This is a genomic window from Actinomadura sp. 6K520 (genome assembly GCF_004349245.1).
Classification (GTDB): domain Bacteria; phylum Actinomycetota; class Actinomycetes; order Streptosporangiales; family Streptosporangiaceae; genus Spirillospora.
Genome location: NZ_SMLC01000157.1, coordinates 1 through 17,164 on the forward strand (window position 1 = coordinate 1; position 17,164 = coordinate 17,164).

The window sequence follows — 17,164 nt, forward strand, 5'->3', positions numbered from 1 at the left end:
CTCGGAAAACAATCCCAGCAAAACAACCCCCCAAAAAAGGGAGGTTCATTGCCTCAAAGAAATCCCCACCACCCCCAACAAGCAGGAGCGGCACGGGGCGACCCGACCAGAAACAACTGGCCGAGCCGATAAAGGCACTGGCTTTTAACACGCTGTTGAGTTCTCAAGAAACGGACACCCACCGCGCCGAACCCCGCTCCCGCGGACCCCGGCTCCGGGGCGACTCGCTTTTCACTCTACCGATTCCGGCCGGACTGTCAATTTCCGGCTTTTTCGGCAGCGCCGTTCCGGTGCCGCTTGCGCGGCGCCTTCCGGGCGGTGCAGCCATTTCACCAGATCCGGCGCGATTAGCAAAATCGGCCGTTTCCGGCCCACGACCGATCGGCGGACACGGCGAAACCGCGCCTGCTTGGTCGGTAGTGGTTCCCCACGGGCCGGCCGCCTTCCGGCGTCCCGCTCCCCTGTGGGGCGGAGAGAACATTATGCCCCCGGCGAGGCAACGTCAAACTGACACACGCGTTTTTTTCGCGTCGGCTCCGGCGGATGCCGGAGTGCGCCGTCACCGACGGCTCCCACCTGCAGAAACGCTGACCGCGATCAGTTCGCCTTGGCGAGTTGCCCGCCGAGGAACACGATGCCTTCGGCGACGACCCAGAGGACGGCCGCGGCGGTGAGCATGCCGGTGACACGATGAAGATCTCTCCGCAGGCGGTAGAACGCGCATGCCGCCAGGATGATTCCCACCGCCGGGATTACGGCGACCAGGGAGACGAGCACGGCGTTGTGGACGTCGGCGGCGCACGTTGGATCCGGGACGCCGTCCACCCTGCAGAACCCCTGTTCAGCCCAGCCGCCCAGTGCCGTGAACGCCCAGAGCACAGCGAGGGCGAGGTCCGCCACCGCGGGGATCGCCGGTGAGATCCGCCACTCGCCTGTACCGCTCCGAGCGACTTGCACATTTCATTACCTACCTTGGCCCGGCGGCCCCGTAAAGGGCCCGCGGCCGTCGAAGAAGGCGCGCATGGCCGGGTGCCACGGGTTGGCGCGCATCCTCGGGTGGAGCAGGGCCACGGCCACGCAGTACTTGCTGATCTTCACGGCGCGGGCGACGTGGTCCCGAAGGATTCGGTCCACCGGGGCGTCGGCCCACTCGGACTTCGACTCGATCGGGGGCATTCCCGGGTCGGCGGTCACGACGGCGCCGTTCTTCGCGCAGGTCAGCGCCGCGTCCATCGTCACCCGGCTGGAGCCGGAACGCTGGACGAGGGTCGAGCGCAGATAAGCGGTCGTCGCGGCCGGGACGGCGGCGTCGGGCGCCTTGGTCCGGTTCGCCGTGAGTAGTACGTCCTCAAGGAAGTCGCACGCTGTGCCGTCCAACTCCCCGCGGCGGTCGATGTCGTAGGGCATGCGTCGTTTGTCGGTCCCGTCGCGCGCACCCGCGAGCTTCACCTCGAACGCGCGCTTCCCGCTGTCCAGGTAGCCGGGTCCGGATTTCGGAGCGGTGCCGGCGGCCCTGCCGGTGCTGGCGGAAGGTGAGGAGATCGGGCCTGCCGAGGTAGGTGGACGAGCAGCGGAACCGGCGTAGGCCACCGATGTCCGGCGGCGTGTACTCCCGGCCGAGCTGCGGAAGCAGGGCCTCGCTAGACGGCCGCCGGCACCAGGTACTTGCGGTCGACCCAGGTCTGCAGGTCGGCGCGGTCGAGGACCTGGGACAGGCTGATGGTCGGCAGCGCCGCCGTGCGGCGCTCCAAGGCCGAGGGCTCCGGCGCCGGTCATCGCGCCACGCGTCCCGCTGGCACGCCTCCGGCAGGGTGGACGTGGCGAAGGGTGACCGGAGTCCGGGCTCCCGGGAAGTGGCCTTCGGGACAGGCCGGCGGTTGCGGACGTCCACGATCGTCACGTCCCGCACGTAGTCGACCTCGGTCACGTTGCAGGCCGCACCGTTCCGCCGATGCGGTTCTCCAGGTCGGCGCGGAGCGCCGCCGGGTCGCGGTGAACGACGTCGAGCGTCACCACCCGTTGCTTGGTGCGCGCAGCGAGCCGGGGGTGGTCGGCGACGTCCATCACCGTGAGGAGGATCACGTCGAGCAGGACGGCGAGTCAGGGATGACGGCGGCGATGCCGGTGACCAGGCCCAGCGCCAGCGCGACGAAGTAGTAGCCGATCTCCTTCTGGGTGATGGCGTCCGATCGCAACCGGATGATCGACGGTACGGCGAACAAACCGGACCCGACGGCGATGTCGGCGCGCTCGGGGAGCAGCAGCGACACGACGGTGAAGACGCCCACGTTGACCGCGATGTGCGCGAGCCGCAGGTCACGGCGGTGACACACCGGCGGAAGTAGATCACGTACGCGAGCATGGTGATCGCGGCAAGGGTCAGCGGCGAGGCCGTACAGGACATGCGCGGCCAGGGCGCCTCCTCGGGATCGGGGGTCGGATCAAGGAGGACGGTCCCCACCCGGGATGGACGAAGGTGAGAGCCGGATGAAGAAATCCTCATGCAGGGCCGAGAACCGGCTCTGAGCTGCCCAAATAAGCGCTTTTCATCTGGCGTTAACCGGCCGTTCCTTGGCGATATGCGAGGTTGTTTCCATGTCCCTTCGCACGTCTTTCATCGGGATCGTCGCGGCCGCAGCGCTGATCACGGCTCTCGTGGCCGGGCTCGTCCAGGCGCGCGAGAGCGCCCAGCCGTCGCGCGGGGACACCATCGAGGTCAGCCCGTCGTCCCCCGACGGGGACGGGCGGACGAAGGAGGCACCGAGTCCGAGGGCCTCGTCGGCACCGGCGGCGGAACCGTCCGTCCCGGCGACGGCGGGGGGCGACGCGGTGCCGCCTCCGCCGGTACCCCCGGGCGACGACGATGACGACGATGACGATGACGACGACGATGACGACGGCTGAGATCCGCGTCACCACGCGGGCGTTTCGTGGGCTGGATGCGGCTGCTCGTCGGGCTGCCGCTGGCCGAGTCCGTCGCCGTTACCTGGTCGGTGCTGTCCGCGCGGCTGGACGACAGGTTTGACGGCGAGCTCACCCACGAGGTCGACAAGCTGCGCAGCTACTCGCGGAACGCGGTGGACGCGGCGACGGGACGTCCCCCGACGAACGTGTCGGAGCTGCTGCCGGACTACCTCGCCCACAACCTCCCTGGCGGCTACGTGACGTACTTCTCCGTGGTGGACGGGCGGGCCGAGCGGCGCAGCGCGCAGCGGCCGCCGGCCCGGCTCGACCGCGACGCCGCCTTCGTCAGCAGGGCCATCCGCGCGCGGACGCCCGTCTAAGGGACGGCCCCCAGCGCCGCCGGTGGGGTGCGGGACGCGTCGCTGGCGTCCACGTTCAACCGGATGCTGTACCGGCTGGAGTCGGCGTTCGCCGCGCAGCGCAGGTTCCTCGACGGCGCCGGCCCGAACTGCGGACGCCGATCACCGTCATCCGCGGCCATCTGGAGCTGATGGACGACGACCCGGCCGATCGCGAGGAGACCCGCGCGCTGCGCATGGCGGAACTCGACCGGATGAACCGGATGGGCAACAACGTGATCATGCTGGCGAAGGCGACCGCCGGGACTTCCTGACCGTCGGGGAGGTCGACCTCGCGGACCTCACGGTCGACGTGGTCGCCAGGTCGCGCGGGCTCGGGGCTCGCCGCTGGCGTCTCGGCGCGGTCGCCGAGGTGCGGGGGCTCGGGGACGCGCAGCGCCTGACGCAGGCGCTGATGCGGCTGGCGTCCAACGCGGTCCGGCACGCCGGGGACGGCGACACGATCAGGTCGGTTCGGCGGTGCGGGACGGGACGGTGCTGCTGTGGGTGCGCGATAGGCAGTCCGGGGTAGCGCCGGACGACGCCGAGCGGATCTTCGAACGGTTCGTCCGGGGCGACCGCCGGGACCCCCGCCCGGCGGGCAGCGCGGGCCGGTGACGGCGCCGGGCTCCGGTTGGCGATCATCGCGTCCATCGCGAGGGCGCACGACGGGACGGCGCATGTGGAGAGCCCGCCGGGGGGGGCGGCGCGCGGTTCGTCCTGGCCCTGCCACTGCGTCCGGCGTTCGGGCCCTGGAGGGACGACGCAGACGCGGACGCCGGCATGCTTGTCCTGCCGTCCCCGGCCGGTGAGGCGCGCACCGAGGCCGAGGCGCCCGGTGGCGTGGAGGCGGCGCGGTGAACGCGCGACGATCCTGATGATCACCCTGGCGGCCCGGGACAGCGTTGCCGACACGGTGGCGGGCCTGGAGGGCGGCGGCGCCGGCGACTACCTCGCCAAGCCGTTCGCCTTCGAGGAGCTCCTCGCGGATCCGGCTGCGCCGTGACGGAGGCCGGTCAGGTGATCTCCTTGGACTCGTGGAGGTTCATGTCCATCACGATCGCCGTCATGACCGTCATGGTCCGCAGCGGTTCCGGGACGGGGTCGTTGATCTCCACGGTGTACTTGTCGGCCGTCGTCAGCAGGTGCGTGGCGAGGCCCGCCCACTTCTTGCGGACGTGGGCGACCTTGGTGCCGTCGTTGTCGAGCACCTCGAAGTTGTTGCGCGGGACGTCCACGTTCACGGCGCCGATGAGGGTGCCGTCGCCGTCGTAGACGACGTAGCGGCGGCCGACCCGCTCGGTGACGAAGGAGCCGATCGCCTCCTCCTTGGGGCCGAGGATCTCGGTGTAGTCCCGTCCCCGCAGCTTCTCGACGGTCAGCAGGAGAGCACCGTCGGGTGTGGTCAGCTGGACGGCGCGGGCGTCGAGGTTCGACTTGCCGGGGACGATCCCCCGCATCGCCTCGGCGCGGCCCTCGTCGACCGCCGGCGCCGCGATGGCGAGCACGGTGTCGTCGCCGTCGAGAACCTTGTAACGCGATTTGCCGAACGGTCCCCTGCGCGGCTGTTCGACCTTCAGCACGGAGGAACTGAACGGGTCGCTCATGCATTCTCCCAGCCTCGTCACGGAGCGGTCTCGCCGAGCCATACGGTACGCGAAAGTCCCCCGCCGCAAGGGCTACCCGACAGGCCAGTCCTTGCCTTCGTACAGCATCAGGTCGATGCCGATCGCGGCGACGGCCACCAGAACGCGGAGCGGGTCGTGGAGTGGGCGGAGGATCTCGACCGAGTACCGGTCGGCGGTGGTCAGCAGCTCGGTGGCGACACCCTTGAGCTTCTTCTCGATCTGCGCGACGTGAGCGCCGTAGCCGTCCAGTACCGGGAACTTGTAGCCGAAGCGGCTTCCGTCCAGCCGGCCCACCGGACGTCCGGCGTGATCCAGGAGCGTGTACCGGTGCCCGGCCGCCTCCCCGACCTTCTGCAGCGCTCCGATCGCGGCACCGTCCGGGGTGCTCACCTGGGCCCTGGCGCTCGCCGTCGGCCCGCTCGCCGCCACGCTGAGCAGCGGCACGCCCTGGGCGTTCTCGACATGGACGGTGCGTCCCTTGCCACCGCCTCCGCCGGCGACCCTGGCGGCCTTGCGGAGCCGGGAGACGCCGCGCTCTCCCGCGGTGGCGAGCAGCGTCCCGCGGCCGTCGAACACCCGGTACCGGGAACCGGCGCCGGGGACGCCGCGCGGCTGGTCGACGCGCAGCACGGGTGAGCTGAAAAGATCACTCATCCCCCGCATGATGGCGTATCGGACGCGGAACGCGCACACGCAAAAGGGACGGCCCGCGGGGGCCGCCCCTTTCCTCGCGTGTGGCTACACGCCGCCGATCAGAAGTCCATGCCGCCGGCGTCGGGCATGCCGCCCGCCGGGGCCGGGTTCTTCTCGGGCTTCTCGGCGATGACGGCCTCGGTGGTGAGGAACAGCGCAGCGATCGACGAAGCGTTCTGCAGCGCGGACCTGGTCACCTTGGCCGGGTCGAGGATGCCGGAGTCGAACATGTTGACGTACTCGCCGGTCGCGGCGTTGAGGCCCTCGCCGGGCTTGAGCCCGCGGACCCGCTCCACCACGACGCCGCCCTCGAGGCCGGCGTTGATGGCGATCTGCTTGACCGGCTCCTCCAGCGCACGCTTGACGATGTTGGCACCGGTGGCCTCGTCGCCCGTGAGCTCCAGCTTGTCGAACGCCTTGGTGCCGGCCTGCAGCAGCGCCACGCCACCGCCGGGGACGATGCCCTCCTCGACCGCGGCCTTGGCGTTGCGGACGGCGTCCTCGATGCGGTGCTTGCGCTCCTTGAGCTCCACCTCGGTCGCGGCACCGGCCTTGATCACCGCGACACCGCCCGCGAGCTTGGCCAGGCGCTCCTGGAGCTTCTCGCGGTCGTAGTCGGAGTCGGTGTTGTCGATCTCGGTGCGGATCTGGTTGACCCGGCCCGCGATCTCGTTGGCGTCACCGGCGCCGTCCACGATCGTGGTCTCGTCCTTGGTGACGACGACCTTGCGGGCGCGGCCCAGCATGTCGGTCGTGGTGTTCTCCAGCTTGAGGCCCACGTCCTCGCTGATGACCTGGCCGCCGGTCAGCGTGGCGATGTCGCCCAGCATGGCCTTGCGGCGGTCACCGAAGCCCGGCGCCTTCACGGCCACGGACTTGAAGATGCCGCGGATCTTGTTGACGACCAGGGTGGCCAGCGCCTCGCCCTCGACGTCCTCCGCGATGATCAGCAGCGGCTTGCCGGACTGCATGACGCCCTCGAGGACGGGCAGCAGGTCCTTGTTCGCCGACGCCTTGCCCTGAACGATCAGGATGTACGGGTCCTCGAGGACCGCCTCCATGCGCTCGGGGTCGGTCACGAAGTAGTGCGAGATGTAGCCCTTGTCGAAGCGCATCCCCTCGGTCAGCTCGAGCTCCAGACCGAAGGTCTGGCTCTCCTCGACCGTGATGACGCCTTCCTTGCCGACCTTGTCCATCGCCTCGGCGATCATCTCGCCGATCTGCGGGTCGCCGGCGGAGATGGAGGCCGTGGAGGCGATCTGCTCCTTGGTCTCCACGTCCTTGGCGAGCTTGGACAGCTCCTCGCTGACCCGCTCGACCGCGGCCTCGATGCCCCGCTTCAGCGACATCGGGTTCGCCCCGGCCGCCACGTTCCGCAGGCCCTCGCGCACCAGCGCCTGGGCCAGCACGGTGGCGGTCGTGGTGCCGTCACCCGCGACGTCGTCGGTCTTCTTGGCTACTTCCTTGACGAGCTCCGCGCCGATCTTCTCCCACGGGTCCTCGAGCTCGATCTCCTTCGCGATCGACACACCGTCGTTGGTGATCGTGGGAGCGCCCCACTTCTTCTCCAGCACGACGTTGCGCCCCTTGGGACCAAGGGTCACCTTCACGGCGTCGGCGAGCTGGTTCATGCCACGCTCGAGCCCGCGCCTGGCATCCTCGTCGAACGCGATCATCTTTGCAGCCATAGGCTCCAGTCCTCCCGGAACAAGGTGGCTTAGACGGATCGAGCCGACGCCCGCGACGGACGGCCCCCGCACCGACGACTGCCATTCCGCCGCCGGACTGAGGCCTCATCGCCCCGACCCAAACTGTGAAGTTGTCACTCTCCACAGCAGAGTGCCAACCGTTTTTTAGCACTCTACCCTGCCGAGTGCAAGCGCCGCGCATCCACGCCGGGGGAAGGTTCATCTACCTGTACGGCACCGTTCTCACCTGCGCCGGAGGGAGTTTCGGGAGCTCTGCGGGCGTGTCTGGGGGCTCCGCTTCGGCAGGTCCTCCCCGGCACGAGTGCCCCTCCACACCTCGGTCGCTGCAGCTTCGAGCGGTCTGTCTCACGGCGCGGCACCTGATCCACCGCGATCCACTGCGGGACCAGAGCCGTCCGACGAAGATGGACGAGATTTTGCCGTCTCTGGCGCGACCCTCGCCACGGTGCGCCCTGGAGGAGTGATTGACATTTCCGGCATCTACGAAAAAGACGAGTGGGAGACCGATCTCTCCTATGCGCACCGAATCGCGCACTTCGAATATTCGAAAAGACTACGCACGTGGGCGGCTGAGCAAGGCATCAAGATGAACCAGAGAGGACGCATTCCCATGCAGGTGGTCGAGAAGTACACCGACGCTACCGGCGATGACATCGCAGAAATCATGGAGCGCATCAACCGCGAACATGGGGTGCCGTAGGCGGGGACGTCACTATGAGAGGCTTGCGGTTCCACCTGGATTAATTGTGTGGGTGCGGCGCCTTCCTGCTCGTCGGTGTTCAGTAGGCCCATGGCCGAGGGGAACGACCCAGGGGTGGACAGGCATCGGCCGCTCCAGACTCGTGTTCGTCTGGAGCGGCCGATGGGCTCTTCCTGGGCCTTGGTGCCGGCCCCGTGAAGCCGAACTACTTCCTGGTGCTCAGCAGGCTGCTACTTGGCACCCTGCTCGGCGGCGGCATCGGCGCCCGCGACCTGGTCCTGCTCAGAGCCCTCGACCTCGTTGATGACGGTGTTGTTCTTGCCGCCCTTGAGGTGGGTGTGGATGTCGTCGACCTTCACCGACTCGTTCCCGACCTTCGGCGAGGCGTAGGGCGAGCCCGTCACGCTGCTGAAGTTCAGGTTGCCCGGGCCGAACTCACCGGCGAGAGTGCCGCCGTTGTGCCCGATGTTCGACTTCTTCACCCACTGAGCGATCTTGACCTTGTCGTGGCCGTTCTTGTCGTGGCCGTTCTTGTGGTCCGACGCGACCCGCTCGACGCCCTGCTCCTGGGGAGCAGCCTCCTGCTGGGCGGCCTCTTCCTGCGGAGCGGCCTCCTGCTGGGCGGCCTCCTGCTGCGGAGCAGCCTCCTGCGGAGCAGCCTCCTGCTGGGCCGCCTCCTGCTGCGCGGCTTCCTCCTGCGGAGCAGCTTCCTGCGGAGCAGCCTCCTGCTGCGCGGCCTCCTGCGGAGCGGCCTCCTGCTGGGCCGCCTCCTGCTGCGCGGCCTCCTGCTGCGGAGCAGCCTCCTGCGCCTCCAGCGTGCTCTGCTGGACGCCCTCGGCCGACGCCCCCTCGGCCGACGCCTGCTCGGCGGACGCCTGCTCGGCGGACGCGGCGCCACCCTCGCCCTCGTCCTGCTCCGAGCCCTCGACCTCGTTGATGACGGTGTTGCCCTTGCCGCCCTTGAGGTGGGTGTTGATGTCGTCGACCTTCACCGACTCGTTGCCGACCTTCGGCGAGGCCTTGGGCGACCCCGTGACACTGCTGAAGTTCAGGTTGCCCGGTCCACTTTCGCCGACATAGGTAGGACCGTAGTGCCCGATGTCCGCCTTCTCCACGGCGTAGATGTTGATGTCGGCCATCGCGGAAGGAGCCGCGAGGACGGCGGCCCCCATCGTGATACCAGTAATCGTCACAGCACGCGCAATGCGCTTCATGCCGTTCCTTCCTGTGTGAACTCTGCGCGCCCTTCTGAGCGCCACACGCTTCACTCTTCCAGGAAAGAACCGAGAACAAACTAAAGCGCGTTGACAGGCCCCTCCAAAGTGGAGGCAGTAAATCACAGATCCGCGTAAGGGAATCGAGTTGCCACCACAGGCGACGGACAATTATTTCCGGACGTTGCATGATTCTGGCGTCTTTGCATTTATGCCTTGAATGCCCGATTGCTCCGGGAGTGGCCAGCGCGAAATGATGGCGCGAGAGGGCGTCCGCACATGAAAACGGCCCTGGCGCACACGTGTGCGCCAGGGCCGAGCCGGGCCTCGTCAGCCGCCGGCCACGGCCGGGATGATGGAGATCTGGGCGCCCTCAGGGGTGGGGGTGTCCAGGCCCTCGCTGAAGCGGACGTCCTCGTCGCCGACGTAGACGTTCACGAAGCGGCGGATCTTGCCGTTGTCGTCCAGGATGCGGGCGGAGATGCCGGAGTAGCTGGACTCCAGGTCGGCGACGACGGCGCGCAGGGTGGCGCCTTCGGCCTTCACCTCGGCCTCCCCGCCGGTGTAGGTCCGCAGGATGGTCGGGATACGGACGGACACGCTGCTCATGGTGCTCCTCTCAGGCCAGGCCGGCGGCGCGGAAGGCGTCCAGGGACGGGGCGATGTTCGCGGACGGGGCGACGACGGGGGCGACCGCGTCCAGGGTCTTCAGTCCGTCCCCCGAGTTGATGATCACGGTTTCGGCGGACGGGTCGAGGGCACCGGTGCCGATGAGCTTGCGGAGGGTCGCGACGGTGACGCCGCCCGCCGTCTCACCGAAGATCCCCTCGGTGCGGGACAGCAGCCGGATGCCCTCGACGACCTCCTCGTCGGTGACGTCCTCGACGGCGCCGTTCGTGCGGCGGACGGCGTCCAGCACGTACGGGCCGTCGGCGGGATTGCCGATCGCGAGGGATTTGGCGATCGTGGCGGGCTTCACCGGGCGGACGACGTCGTGCCCGGCCTTGAACGCGGCGGCGACGGGGTCGCAGCCGGCGGCCTGGGCGCCGAAGACGCGGTACGGCTTGTCCTCGACCAGACCCAGCTTGATCAACTCTTGGAAAGCCTTGTCGATCTTCGTGAGCTGGGAGCCGGACGCGACGGGTACGACTATCTGGTCGGGCAGCCGCCAGCCGAGTTGCTCGGCGATCTCGTAGCCGAGGGTCTTGGAGCCCTCCGCGTAGTAGGGCCGGACGTTGACGTTCACGAACGCCCAGTCGTCCTGCTCCCCGGCGATCTCGGACGCGAGCCGGTTGACGTCGTCGTAGTTGCCGTCGACGGTGACGAACGTGCCGCCGTACACGGCCGTCGTAATGATCTTTTGGGATTCCAGGTCGGACGGGACGAACACGGCGCTGCGGATCCCCGCGCGGGCCGCGGCGGCGGCGACGGCGTTCGCCAGGTTCCCGGTGGAGGGGCAGGCCAGCACCTTGAAGCCCAGTTCCCGGGCGGCGGCGAGCGCGACGGCGACGACGCGGTCCTTGAACGAGTGGGTCGGGTTGCCGCTGTCGTCCTTCACCCACAGGCTCTGCAGGCCGAGGCTCTCGGCGAGGTTGTCGGCGCGGACGAGGCGCGTCAGGCCGGGCTCGGTGTTGGGGGTGTCCGCCACCGTGGACGGGACGGGCAGCAGCCCCCGGTACCGCCAGATGTTGCGCGGGCCCGACTCGATGCCCGCGCGGGTGACCGCCCCGAAGTCGTATGCGATCTCCAGGGGGCCGAAACACTCTTCGCAGGCGTAGAAGGGCCCGAGATCACGGGTGGAGCCGCATTCGCGGCAGACGAGACCGGTAGCGGGTCCGAGGTCAGTGGCAGGCGTGAGTGCCATGAAGCGAGGCCTTTCTCCCCATCTTCCCTGCGCCACCTTGGTCGCAGGCCGGAGTTGGCACCATCTCCCGGCCGGCCCCGCAGGATCGCGAGCGCGCTTCAGCCGAGTGGTTGCCGGGGCTTCGCAGGGCCGGTCCCTCCACCCCTCTGGATGAGCTGTATTCAGTTGTCACGGGCGCCGTATGCGCTCGTATGCGTGACTTTACATGAACTGACCGGATGCCAGACAGCCGAGTCCACCGACTGAGACGTTACCCGGTCGCGTCCTTGGTCACGCCTGCCGCCGCGGGCCGGACGGGGCGCTGGGTGGGGTCGAGGAAGACGTGCCGGACGACCGGGAGCCGCTCCCTGAGCCTGCGGTCGATCTCACCGGCGACGTCCTCGGCCTGGTCGGCGCTGATGTCGTCGGCGAAGTTGACCTTGGCGGCGACGAGGAGCTGCTCGGGGCCGAAGTGCATCGTCAGCAGCTCCGCCACGCCGGTCACGCCGTGGGCGCCGAGGATCTCGGCGCGGATCACGCGCTGCGCGGCGGGGTCGGCGGCGCGTCCGATCAGCAGGACGGTGCTCTCCCTACCGATGGCGAACGCGAGCCCGGCCAGCAGCACGCCGATGAGCACGGAGCCGAGGCCGTCCCAGAAGTCGGATCCGGTGATCTCGCGGAGGATCAGGCCGGCGGCGGCGAACATCAGGCCGACCATCGCGACGCTGTCCTCGAACAGCGCCGCCTTGAACGTCACGTCCGGGGAACGGCGGACGTGTTCGAGGAGGCCGCGGCGGCTCCGGCGGGTCTCCATGCGCGCCTGGTACACGGCGCGCAGCCAGGACGTCCCCTCCAGGACGGCGGCGAGGGCGAGGACGCAGTAGGCCACCCAGACGCTCGTCCCGCTGCCGCCGTGGCCGAGCATGGTCAGGACACCGTAGGAGATCGAGAACCCGGCCCCGGCGATGAAGATCCCGAACGCGGCGAGCAGCGACCAGACGTAGCGCTCGTTCCCGTACCCGAACGGGTGGCGGCCGTCGGGCGGACGCTCGCTGCGCCGCAGGGAGGCGAGGAGAAAGCCCTGGTTGAGGGTGTCTCCGATCGAGTGGGCGCCTTCCGCGAGCATCGCGCTGGACCCGGCCAGGGCACCGGCGACGATCTTGGCCAGCGCGAGAATGAGGTTGGCGAAGCCGGCGACGAGCACCGTCTTCCTCGTCTCGGCATTACTCATTTCCGCCGGGTACCCCCGTCGCTTTGCACTATTCAGAGCAGTTTTCGACCGTGTGGTGAATCACGCGGGTCACTTTGAAGCTCCCCGGCCCCAACTGAGACCCTTCCGGTATGAGCCAAGTGCTGGTGGCATCGAACCGCGGTCCGGCGTCGTTCTCGTTGTCGGAGGACGGTGCGCTCACCATGCGGCGCGGGGGCGGCGGTCTGGTCTCGGGCCTCGCCGGCGTGACGGGAGCCCCGCGCGAGCCATCGGCCGGGGGCCCGGACGTGCTGTGGGTGTGCGCGAGCCTGAGCGAAGCCGACCGGGTGGCCGCCCGCCGTTCCCCGGACGGCCGCATCGACCTGGGCGGCCACGAGACCGGCGGTGCGGCGGTGCGGATGCTCGACATCCCCGAGGCGACGTTCCACCGCGCGTACAACGCCGTGGCCAATTCGACGTTGTGGTTCGTCCATCACCTTCTGTACGACACGCCGCGCAGCCCGCATTTCGACGCTCGCGCACGCCGCGACTGGCAGTCCTACGAGGCGTACAACGCGGCGTTCGCCGATGCCCTGGCGCGGGACGCCGCGCCCGGCGCGAAGGCCGCGATCCAGGACTACCACCTGTCGCTGGCGCCCCGGATGCTCCGCGAACGGCGTCCCGATCTGCGGATCGTCCATTTCTCGCACACGCCCTGGGCGCCGCCGGAGTATTACGCGCTGCTCCCTGACGACATCGGAACGCAGATTCTGCTGGGGATTCTCGGCGCCGACCATGCGGGGTTCCTCACCGAGCGGTGGGCCTCCGCGTTCCTCGACTGCTGCGAGCTGCTGCCCGGTGCACGCGTCGACCGTGCCGCCCGTACCGTCACGTGTGACGGGCACGTCACGCACGTGGGCGTGCATGGTCTCGGCATAGACGCGGAGGCGTTGCGCCGCCGCGCCGCCGAACCGGACGTCGTGGAGCGGGCGCGCGCGCTGCGTGAACAGGTGGGTGACCGTCAGCTCATCGTCCGGATCGACCGGACGGAACTGTCCAAGAACATCGTGCGCGGGCTCGCCGCCTACCGGGAGCTGCTCGTCAACCATCCCGAGTGGCGCGGACGCGTGGTGCACCTGGCGTTCGCGTACCCGTCCCGTTACGACCTGCCCGAGTACCGGGAGTACACGGCGGCCGTCCAGCGGACCGCGCGGCAGATCACCGAGGAGTTCGGCACGCCCGACTGGGATCCGCTGATCCTGCAGGTCAACGACGACTATCCGCGTTCGCTCGCCGCCTACGGCCTGGCCGACGTCCTCCTGGTGAACCCGATCCGGGACGGGATGAACCTCGTCGCGAAGGAGGGGCCCGTCCTGTCGGAGCGGGGCTGCGCGCTGGTGCTGTCGCGGGAGGCGGGCGCGGCGGCGGAGTTGTCCGAGGACGCCCTGATGGTCAACCCGTACGACGTGTCGCAGACCGCCGAGACCCTGCACAAGGCGCTGCTGATGCCGCCCGCGCAGCGCAGGGAACGCTGTGCCCGGCTCGCCGCCGCCGCGACGGCCCTGCCACCGCAGCGCTGGTTCGCCGACCAGCTGGCCGCCTTGGACTGACTTAAACCGACTCAGACCGACTCCGCCGATTCCGTCCGCTCCGCCGCGGCGACGGTGCTCTCGGGTGCCAGGAGGCACCGGACGGGGTTCGGTTCGTGGTGCTGCTTCCAGCGGTCGCGAAGTGCCGCCTTACGCTGCGCCAGACGGCGGTGGGCACTGGTCCTGGTGAACCGGGCGAGCTGGGACGCGGGCGGCCGGGGCAGCCCGCTCGGCTCGTAGCCGTACTCGGCGAGCCGCTCGCCGAACGCGGCCTCCGCCAGGCTGATCTGCCAGGGGTCGAGGCGCTCCGCCCACGATCCGATGCGGCTCGTCGTGACGGCGTCGTGCGTCCGGCCGTGCCACTTCTTCCGCGGGGAGACGGTCTGCTTCGCGAGCCCCTCCGGCCGCGTCATCGCGGGGTCGAAGTCCTCGCCGAGGAACGCGCAGAGCCGGGTCAGCTCGTCGACGGGGTCGGCGACGAGCCGCTCGTACTGCAGCTCGTAGTAGGAGTCGGGGCCGAGGCGCTCGGCGAGCCGGCGCCCGCGGTCGATCGCCTCCCGCCACGCGGAGATGGCGTGGAGGACGTCCTTGTCGTACCAGGGCATCTCCAGCAGCGAGGCGACGCAGTCCCGGCCGTCCCGGACGAGATGGACGAACTGCGCGTCCGGGAACATCCGCAGCAGCGTGCCGACGTGCCTGAAGTAGCTGGGGCGCTTGTCGCCCCAGCGCGGCTTGCCGTGCCGGCGGGCGTAGGCGCGGAACACGATGCCGATCGCCGACCCCAGCGTGGGCGGCCCGGCGACGACCTCCTCGACGACCTCGCCGGCGTCCAGGCCGAGCGCGTGGAACTTCGTGGACCTGTCGGTCGTGATCCACTCCGCCAGCGCGCGTCTGTTCTCCCTGTCTTCGAGGTCACCGAACTCGCACCGCCGCGCGTAGGCGGGGATGAGGAACTTCGTCTCCGCCGGGATCGCGATGCGGGCGTGCGAGTGCAGCATCAGCTGGAGCAGCGTCGTCCCCGAGCGGGGACACCCGAGGACGAAGATCGGACGGTCGTGGCGGGGGTCCGGGCCTGATGACATGCAGGAATGGTGTCCCAGCCGTCACGCACCGCACACGAGTAATCAACAGAACGTTACTCGGCGATTGTCGACGCTTGACGGTCGGGGTGCCGTCAGGTGTAGGAGTCGCCCAGGGTCTGCCGGAACTGCTTCCGCGCCTCGTGGATGCGGGACTTCACCGTGCCGAGCGGGAGGTTGAGCTGCTCGGCGATCTCCGCGTACTCGAGCTGGGAGACGTCCCGCAGGACGAGGGCCTGGATGAGGTCGGGCTTGCGGGCCTCCAGGTCCTCCATGGCGTCCAGGATGTCGACCCGGGACCCGGCGATGACGCTGGTCCGGCGCGGATCCGGGCGCTGCTGCGGAAGCTCCCCGGCCTGCTCGACCGAGCGCCGCTTCAGCGACCGGTAGGTGGAGCGGGCGGAGTTGGCGACGACGACGTGCAGCCAGGTGCTGAACCTCGACCGGCCCTCGAAGCGGTGGATGTTCCTCGCCACCTGCAGCAGGGCGTCCTGGCACGCCTCCTCGGCGTCCTGCCGGCACGGCAGGAAGCGAGAGCTGTGCCGGAGGACGTCCGGCTCGATCTTGCGGAGAAGCTCGTTGAGGGCGCCCTGATCGCCCTGAGCGGCCTTGACCGCCAGCTCCTCGGTCCTCTCGTCGAATGCCATGCCGCCTCAATGCTCGTTCGCACACTCAGCCCGTTGTTGGGATGATACGGGTGTGTCTTTCCCACCATCAGTTGGCCGTTACCGGATCGATCGCGTCCTGGGTTCGGGGGCGTTCGCCTCTGTGTGGCTGGGGCAAGACGAGGCCCTCGACTCCCAGGTGGCGATAAAGGTCCTGTCCGGCAGCCTGATCGACGATCTGGACGTGCGCAACCGTTTCCTGGAGGAGGCCCGGATCCTGCGCCGCGCCGACTCCGCGCGGCTGGTCCGCGTGCACGACATCGGGGAGCTCCCGGACGGGCGTCCCTACTTCGTGATGTCGTACGCGGACCGCGGAACGCTCGCGGACCGCATGCGCGAACGGCCACTTCCGGTCAATGAGGCGGTCACGCTCGCCGAGGAGATCGCGCACGGGGTCGAGGTGATCAACACGCTGGGCGTGATCCACCGCGACCTCAAGCCGACGAACGTGCTGTTCCAGTCGGCCCCGGACGGCGGCGAGCGGGTGCTGATCGCCGATCTCGGGCTGGCGAAGGCCCTCGCGCACGCGTCCGGCGCGTTCACGCTGCCGGTCGGCACGCCCGGGTACATGTCGCCCGAGCAGGCGCGGTTCGGCGGGGGGCTGGACGTCCGCGCCGACGTGTACGGGCTCGGTGCGCTGACCTACCACATGCTCACCGGGCGGGCGCCCGGACCGGCGCCGGTGAAGTCGCCGCCGAGCGAGCTGCGCGAGGGGCTCTCCCCCGCGTTCGACCAGGTGATCCTGCGGGCCCTGGAGGTCGAGCGGGAGAAGCGGTGGCCGACCGCCGAGGCGTTCGCCGAGGCGCTGTCCACGCTCCGGCCCACGTCGCTGCCGGGCACGCCCGCGCCGTCGTCCGCGCCGTCGTCCGCGCCGCCCGTCCCGCAGATCAACGCGGACGCGACCGTCCAGGACTTCTACCAAGACGGCACCCAGGCCCGTCCCCCGGCGGCGGGCCAGGCCCCCGGCCCGGCGGTGACACCCGTCCAGGGGCAGGCGCCCGTCCAAGGGCAGGCGCCGGGCGGCGGCCCGCGGGAGATGCGGACGCGGCTCGACCAGCCCGCGGAGGACGACATCGGCACGTCCGAGATGCCCGTCCCGCCGCGGCCGCAGGGACCGGTGGGCGACGGCGGGCGGACGATCGTGGACGACGCGAGCGGCCGGGGCGCCCCCTTCGGGCAGGTGGAGAAGCCGACCTCCCCCGACAACGACAAGGACCGGACGGTCGCGCTGCAGCCGCCGGGCGGCGAGGGCGGCGACAACAGGACCGCCGTCTTCCCGGCCGGTCCACCGCAGAACGGCGGCGGCCCCCCGGGCGGCCCGGCGCAGCAGCCGATGGGCGGGCAGCCGATGGGCGGGCAGGCAGTGGGGCAGGGCCCCGGCGGCCCGCCGCCCTACGGCGGGCCGGGGCAGGGCCAGGCCGGACCGGGCCGGCCGGGGCAACCGCCTCCGACCGGTTTCCAGGCTCCCCCGGGACCGGTCCAAGGGCAGGGCCAAGGGCCGGGCGGCAAGCAGGGCGGCCTGCTGAGCAGGCTGCGCGGTGGCGGCCCGGGGC

General features: G+C 69.9%; 22 protein-coding genes and 1 riboswitch. Of the genes, 9 read left to right on the forward strand and 13 right to left on the reverse strand.

Annotation, left to right across the window (positions count from 1 at the left end):
• Positions 1 to 597: 597 nt before the first annotated feature.
• The 4 genes from E1289_RS29590 to E1289_RS40235 all read right to left on the reverse strand — a co-directional run bounded on the left by E1289_RS29590 (position 598) and on the right by E1289_RS40235 (position 2,333).
• Positions 598 to 957 carry a hypothetical protein gene (locus tag E1289_RS29590; protein WP_131986024.1) on the reverse strand — a complete coding sequence of 120 codons (360 nt, stop codon included), beginning with the start codon at positions 955 to 957 and terminating at the stop codon, positions 598 to 600.
• 6 nt (positions 958 to 963) lie between these two features.
• Positions 964 to 1,407, reverse strand: a complete 444-nt coding sequence (locus E1289_RS29595) for a VTC domain-containing protein (RefSeq protein WP_131986026.1) — start codon at positions 1,405 to 1,407, stop codon at positions 964 to 966.
• Between the two features lie 516 nt (positions 1,408 to 1,923).
• A complete protein-coding gene (locus E1289_RS40230; protein WP_279488114.1) occupies positions 1,924 to 2,082 on the reverse strand; it encodes a DUF4956 domain-containing protein in 159 nt (52 codons plus the stop codon).
• The gene (locus E1289_RS40235) at positions 2,079 to 2,333 is read right to left on the reverse strand and encodes a DUF4956 domain-containing protein (protein WP_279488115.1); all 255 of its coding nucleotides are present in this window, start codon (positions 2,331 to 2,333) and stop codon (positions 2,079 to 2,081) included. Before E1289_RS40235 ends, E1289_RS40230 begins: the two co-directional genes overlap by 4 nt.
• Before the next feature lie 262 nt (positions 2,334 to 2,595).
• On the opposite strand from E1289_RS40235, the gene E1289_RS29605 reads away from it, so the two are divergent.
• The 6 genes from E1289_RS29605 (at position 2,596) to E1289_RS29615 (ending at position 4,308) form a co-directional block, all read left to right on the forward strand.
• Positions 2,596 to 2,904 carry a hypothetical protein gene (locus E1289_RS29605; protein ID WP_131986028.1) on the forward strand — a complete coding sequence of 103 codons (309 nt, stop codon included), beginning with the start codon at positions 2,596 to 2,598 and terminating at the stop codon, positions 2,902 to 2,904.
• A gap of 35 nt (positions 2,905 to 2,939) precedes the next feature.
• Positions 2,940 to 3,284, forward strand: a complete 345-nt coding sequence (locus E1289_RS39185) for a hypothetical protein (RefSeq protein WP_207929235.1) — start codon at positions 2,940 to 2,942, stop codon at positions 3,282 to 3,284.
• Between the two features lie 27 nt (positions 3,285 to 3,311).
• Entirely contained in the window at positions 3,312 to 3,455 is a 144-nt protein-coding gene (locus tag E1289_RS39190) for a hypothetical protein (protein WP_207929236.1), read from the forward strand.
• A complete protein-coding gene (locus E1289_RS39195) occupies positions 3,455 to 3,577 on the forward strand; it encodes a hypothetical protein (RefSeq protein WP_207929238.1) in 123 nt (40 codons plus the stop codon). Before E1289_RS39190 ends, E1289_RS39195 begins: the two co-directional genes overlap by 1 nt.
• Positions 3,578 to 3,782: 205 nt before the next feature.
• Complete coding sequence (locus E1289_RS39200) at positions 3,783 to 3,920, forward strand: sensor histidine kinase (protein ID WP_207929237.1); 138 nt, start codon at positions 3,783 to 3,785, stop codon at positions 3,918 to 3,920.
• A 220-nt stretch (positions 3,921 to 4,140) separates the two neighbouring features.
• Positions 4,141 to 4,308: a hypothetical protein gene (locus E1289_RS29615; RefSeq protein ID WP_279488119.1), complete on the forward strand. Its 168-nt coding sequence runs from the start codon at positions 4,141 to 4,143 to the stop codon at positions 4,306 to 4,308.
• A gap of 10 nt (positions 4,309 to 4,318) precedes the next feature.
• Here the strand turns inward: E1289_RS29615 and E1289_RS29620 are convergent, their stop codons facing one another.
• From E1289_RS29620 to groL, 3 genes are all read right to left on the reverse strand, one after another.
• A complete protein-coding gene (locus E1289_RS29620; protein WP_165970654.1) occupies positions 4,319 to 4,909 on the reverse strand; it encodes a phospholipid scramblase-related protein in 591 nt (196 codons plus the stop codon).
• Positions 4,910 to 4,981: 72 nt separating this feature from the next.
• Positions 4,982 to 5,584, reverse strand: coding sequence for a phospholipid scramblase-related protein (locus E1289_RS29625; RefSeq protein WP_165970655.1), 603 nt, complete (start codon positions 5,582 to 5,584; stop codon positions 4,982 to 4,984).
• 98 nt (positions 5,585 to 5,682) lie between these two features.
• Complete coding sequence (groL, locus tag E1289_RS29630; RefSeq protein WP_131986034.1) at positions 5,683 to 7,311, reverse strand: chaperonin GroEL; 1,629 nt, start codon at positions 7,309 to 7,311, stop codon at positions 5,683 to 5,685.
• A 466-nt stretch (positions 7,312 to 7,777) separates the two neighbouring features.
• Here groL and E1289_RS38470 point away from each other — a divergent pair, with 466 nt between their 5' ends.
• A complete protein-coding gene (locus E1289_RS38470) occupies positions 7,778 to 8,032 on the forward strand; it encodes a histone-like nucleoid-structuring protein Lsr2 (protein ID WP_165970656.1) in 255 nt (84 codons plus the stop codon).
• 230 nt (positions 8,033 to 8,262) lie between these two features.
• Here E1289_RS38470 and E1289_RS29640 read toward each other — a convergent pair whose 3' ends face one another.
• The 4 genes from E1289_RS29640 to E1289_RS29655 all read right to left on the reverse strand — a co-directional run bounded on the left by E1289_RS29640 (position 8,263) and on the right by E1289_RS29655 (position 12,320).
• The gene (locus tag E1289_RS29640; RefSeq protein WP_131986038.1) at positions 8,263 to 9,246 is read right to left on the reverse strand and encodes a hypothetical protein; all 984 of its coding nucleotides are present in this window, start codon (positions 9,244 to 9,246) and stop codon (positions 8,263 to 8,265) included.
• Between the two features lie 330 nt (positions 9,247 to 9,576).
• Positions 9,577 to 9,855, reverse strand: a complete 279-nt coding sequence (locus tag E1289_RS29645) for a MoaD/ThiS family protein (protein WP_131986040.1) — start codon at positions 9,853 to 9,855, stop codon at positions 9,577 to 9,579.
• 10 nt (positions 9,856 to 9,865) lie between these two features.
• Entirely contained in the window at positions 9,866 to 11,110 is a 1,245-nt protein-coding gene (thrC, locus tag E1289_RS29650; RefSeq protein WP_131986042.1) for a threonine synthase, read from the reverse strand.
• A gap of 15 nt (positions 11,111 to 11,125) precedes the next feature.
• Positions 11,126 to 11,267: riboswitch (SAM riboswitch) on the reverse strand.
• A 93-nt stretch (positions 11,268 to 11,360) separates the two neighbouring features.
• On the reverse strand, positions 11,361 to 12,320 hold the full coding sequence (locus tag E1289_RS29655; RefSeq protein WP_131986044.1) for a cation diffusion facilitator family transporter: 960 nt from the start codon (positions 12,318 to 12,320) through the stop codon (positions 11,361 to 11,363).
• 110 nt (positions 12,321 to 12,430) lie between these two features.
• Here E1289_RS29655 and E1289_RS29660 point away from each other — a divergent pair, with 110 nt between their 5' ends.
• Positions 12,431 to 13,888, forward strand: a complete 1,458-nt coding sequence (locus E1289_RS29660) for a trehalose-6-phosphate synthase (protein WP_131986046.1) — start codon at positions 12,431 to 12,433, stop codon at positions 13,886 to 13,888.
• Positions 13,889 to 13,899: 11 nt separating this feature from the next.
• Here the strand turns inward: E1289_RS29660 and E1289_RS29665 are convergent, their stop codons facing one another.
• Positions 13,900 to 14,949, reverse strand: coding sequence for a sulfotransferase (locus E1289_RS29665; RefSeq protein WP_131986048.1), 1,050 nt, complete (start codon positions 14,947 to 14,949; stop codon positions 13,900 to 13,902).
• A 92-nt stretch (positions 14,950 to 15,041) separates the two neighbouring features.
• The gene (locus E1289_RS29670; RefSeq protein WP_131986050.1) at positions 15,042 to 15,593 is read right to left on the reverse strand and encodes an RNA polymerase sigma factor; all 552 of its coding nucleotides are present in this window, start codon (positions 15,591 to 15,593) and stop codon (positions 15,042 to 15,044) included.
• A 121-nt stretch (positions 15,594 to 15,714) separates the two neighbouring features.
• Between E1289_RS29670 and E1289_RS39830 the strand changes: the two genes are divergently transcribed.
• On the forward strand, positions 15,715 to 17,164 hold a 1,450-nt coding region (locus tag E1289_RS39830; RefSeq protein ID WP_243713235.1), incomplete at its 3' end, for a serine/threonine-protein kinase.

What these genes read in the sequence shown, in the direction of transcription:
- E1289_RS29645 (WP_131986040.1), bottom strand. Translation starts at nt 9,855, where the DNA reads ATGAGCAGCGTGTCCGTCCGTATCCCGACCATCCTGCGGACCTACACC.
- E1289_RS39185 (WP_207929235.1), top strand. Translation starts at nt 2,940, where the DNA reads ATGCGGCTGCTCGTCGGGCTGCCGCTGGCCGAGTCCGTCGCCGTTACC.
- E1289_RS29640 (WP_131986038.1), bottom strand. Translation starts at nt 9,246, where the DNA reads ATGAAGCGCATTGCGCGTGCTGTGACGATTACTGGTATCACGATGGGG.
- E1289_RS29605 (WP_131986028.1), top strand. Translation starts at nt 2,596, where the DNA reads ATGTCCCTTCGCACGTCTTTCATCGGGATCGTCGCGGCCGCAGCGCTG.
- E1289_RS29655 (WP_131986044.1), bottom strand. Translation starts at nt 12,320, where the DNA reads ATGAGTAATGCCGAGACGAGGAAGACGGTGCTCGTCGCCGGCTTCGCC.
- E1289_RS29595 (WP_131986026.1), bottom strand. Translation starts at nt 1,407, where the DNA reads ATGCCCTACGACATCGACCGCCGCGGGGAGTTGGACGGCACAGCGTGC.
- E1289_RS39195 (WP_207929238.1), top strand. Translation starts at nt 3,455, where the DNA reads ATGGACGACGACCCGGCCGATCGCGAGGAGACCCGCGCGCTGCGCATG.
- E1289_RS29670 (WP_131986050.1), bottom strand. Translation starts at nt 15,593, where the DNA reads ATGGCATTCGACGAGAGGACCGAGGAGCTGGCGGTCAAGGCCGCTCAG.
- groL (WP_131986034.1), bottom strand. Translation starts at nt 7,311, where the DNA reads ATGGCTGCAAAGATGATCGCGTTCGACGAGGATGCCAGGCGCGGGCTC.
- thrC (WP_131986042.1), bottom strand. Translation starts at nt 11,110, where the DNA reads ATGGCACTCACGCCTGCCACTGACCTCGGACCCGCTACCGGTCTCGTC.
- E1289_RS29620 (WP_165970654.1), bottom strand. Translation starts at nt 4,909, where the DNA reads ATGAGCGACCCGTTCAGTTCCTCCGTGCTGAAGGTCGAACAGCCGCGC.
- E1289_RS29665 (WP_131986048.1), bottom strand. Translation starts at nt 14,949, where the DNA reads ATGTCATCAGGCCCGGACCCCCGCCACGACCGTCCGATCTTCGTCCTC.
- E1289_RS29660 (WP_131986046.1), top strand. Translation starts at nt 12,431, where the DNA reads ATGAGCCAAGTGCTGGTGGCATCGAACCGCGGTCCGGCGTCGTTCTCG.
- E1289_RS29625 (WP_165970655.1), bottom strand. Translation starts at nt 5,584, where the DNA reads ATGAGTGATCTTTTCAGCTCACCCGTGCTGCGCGTCGACCAGCCGCGC.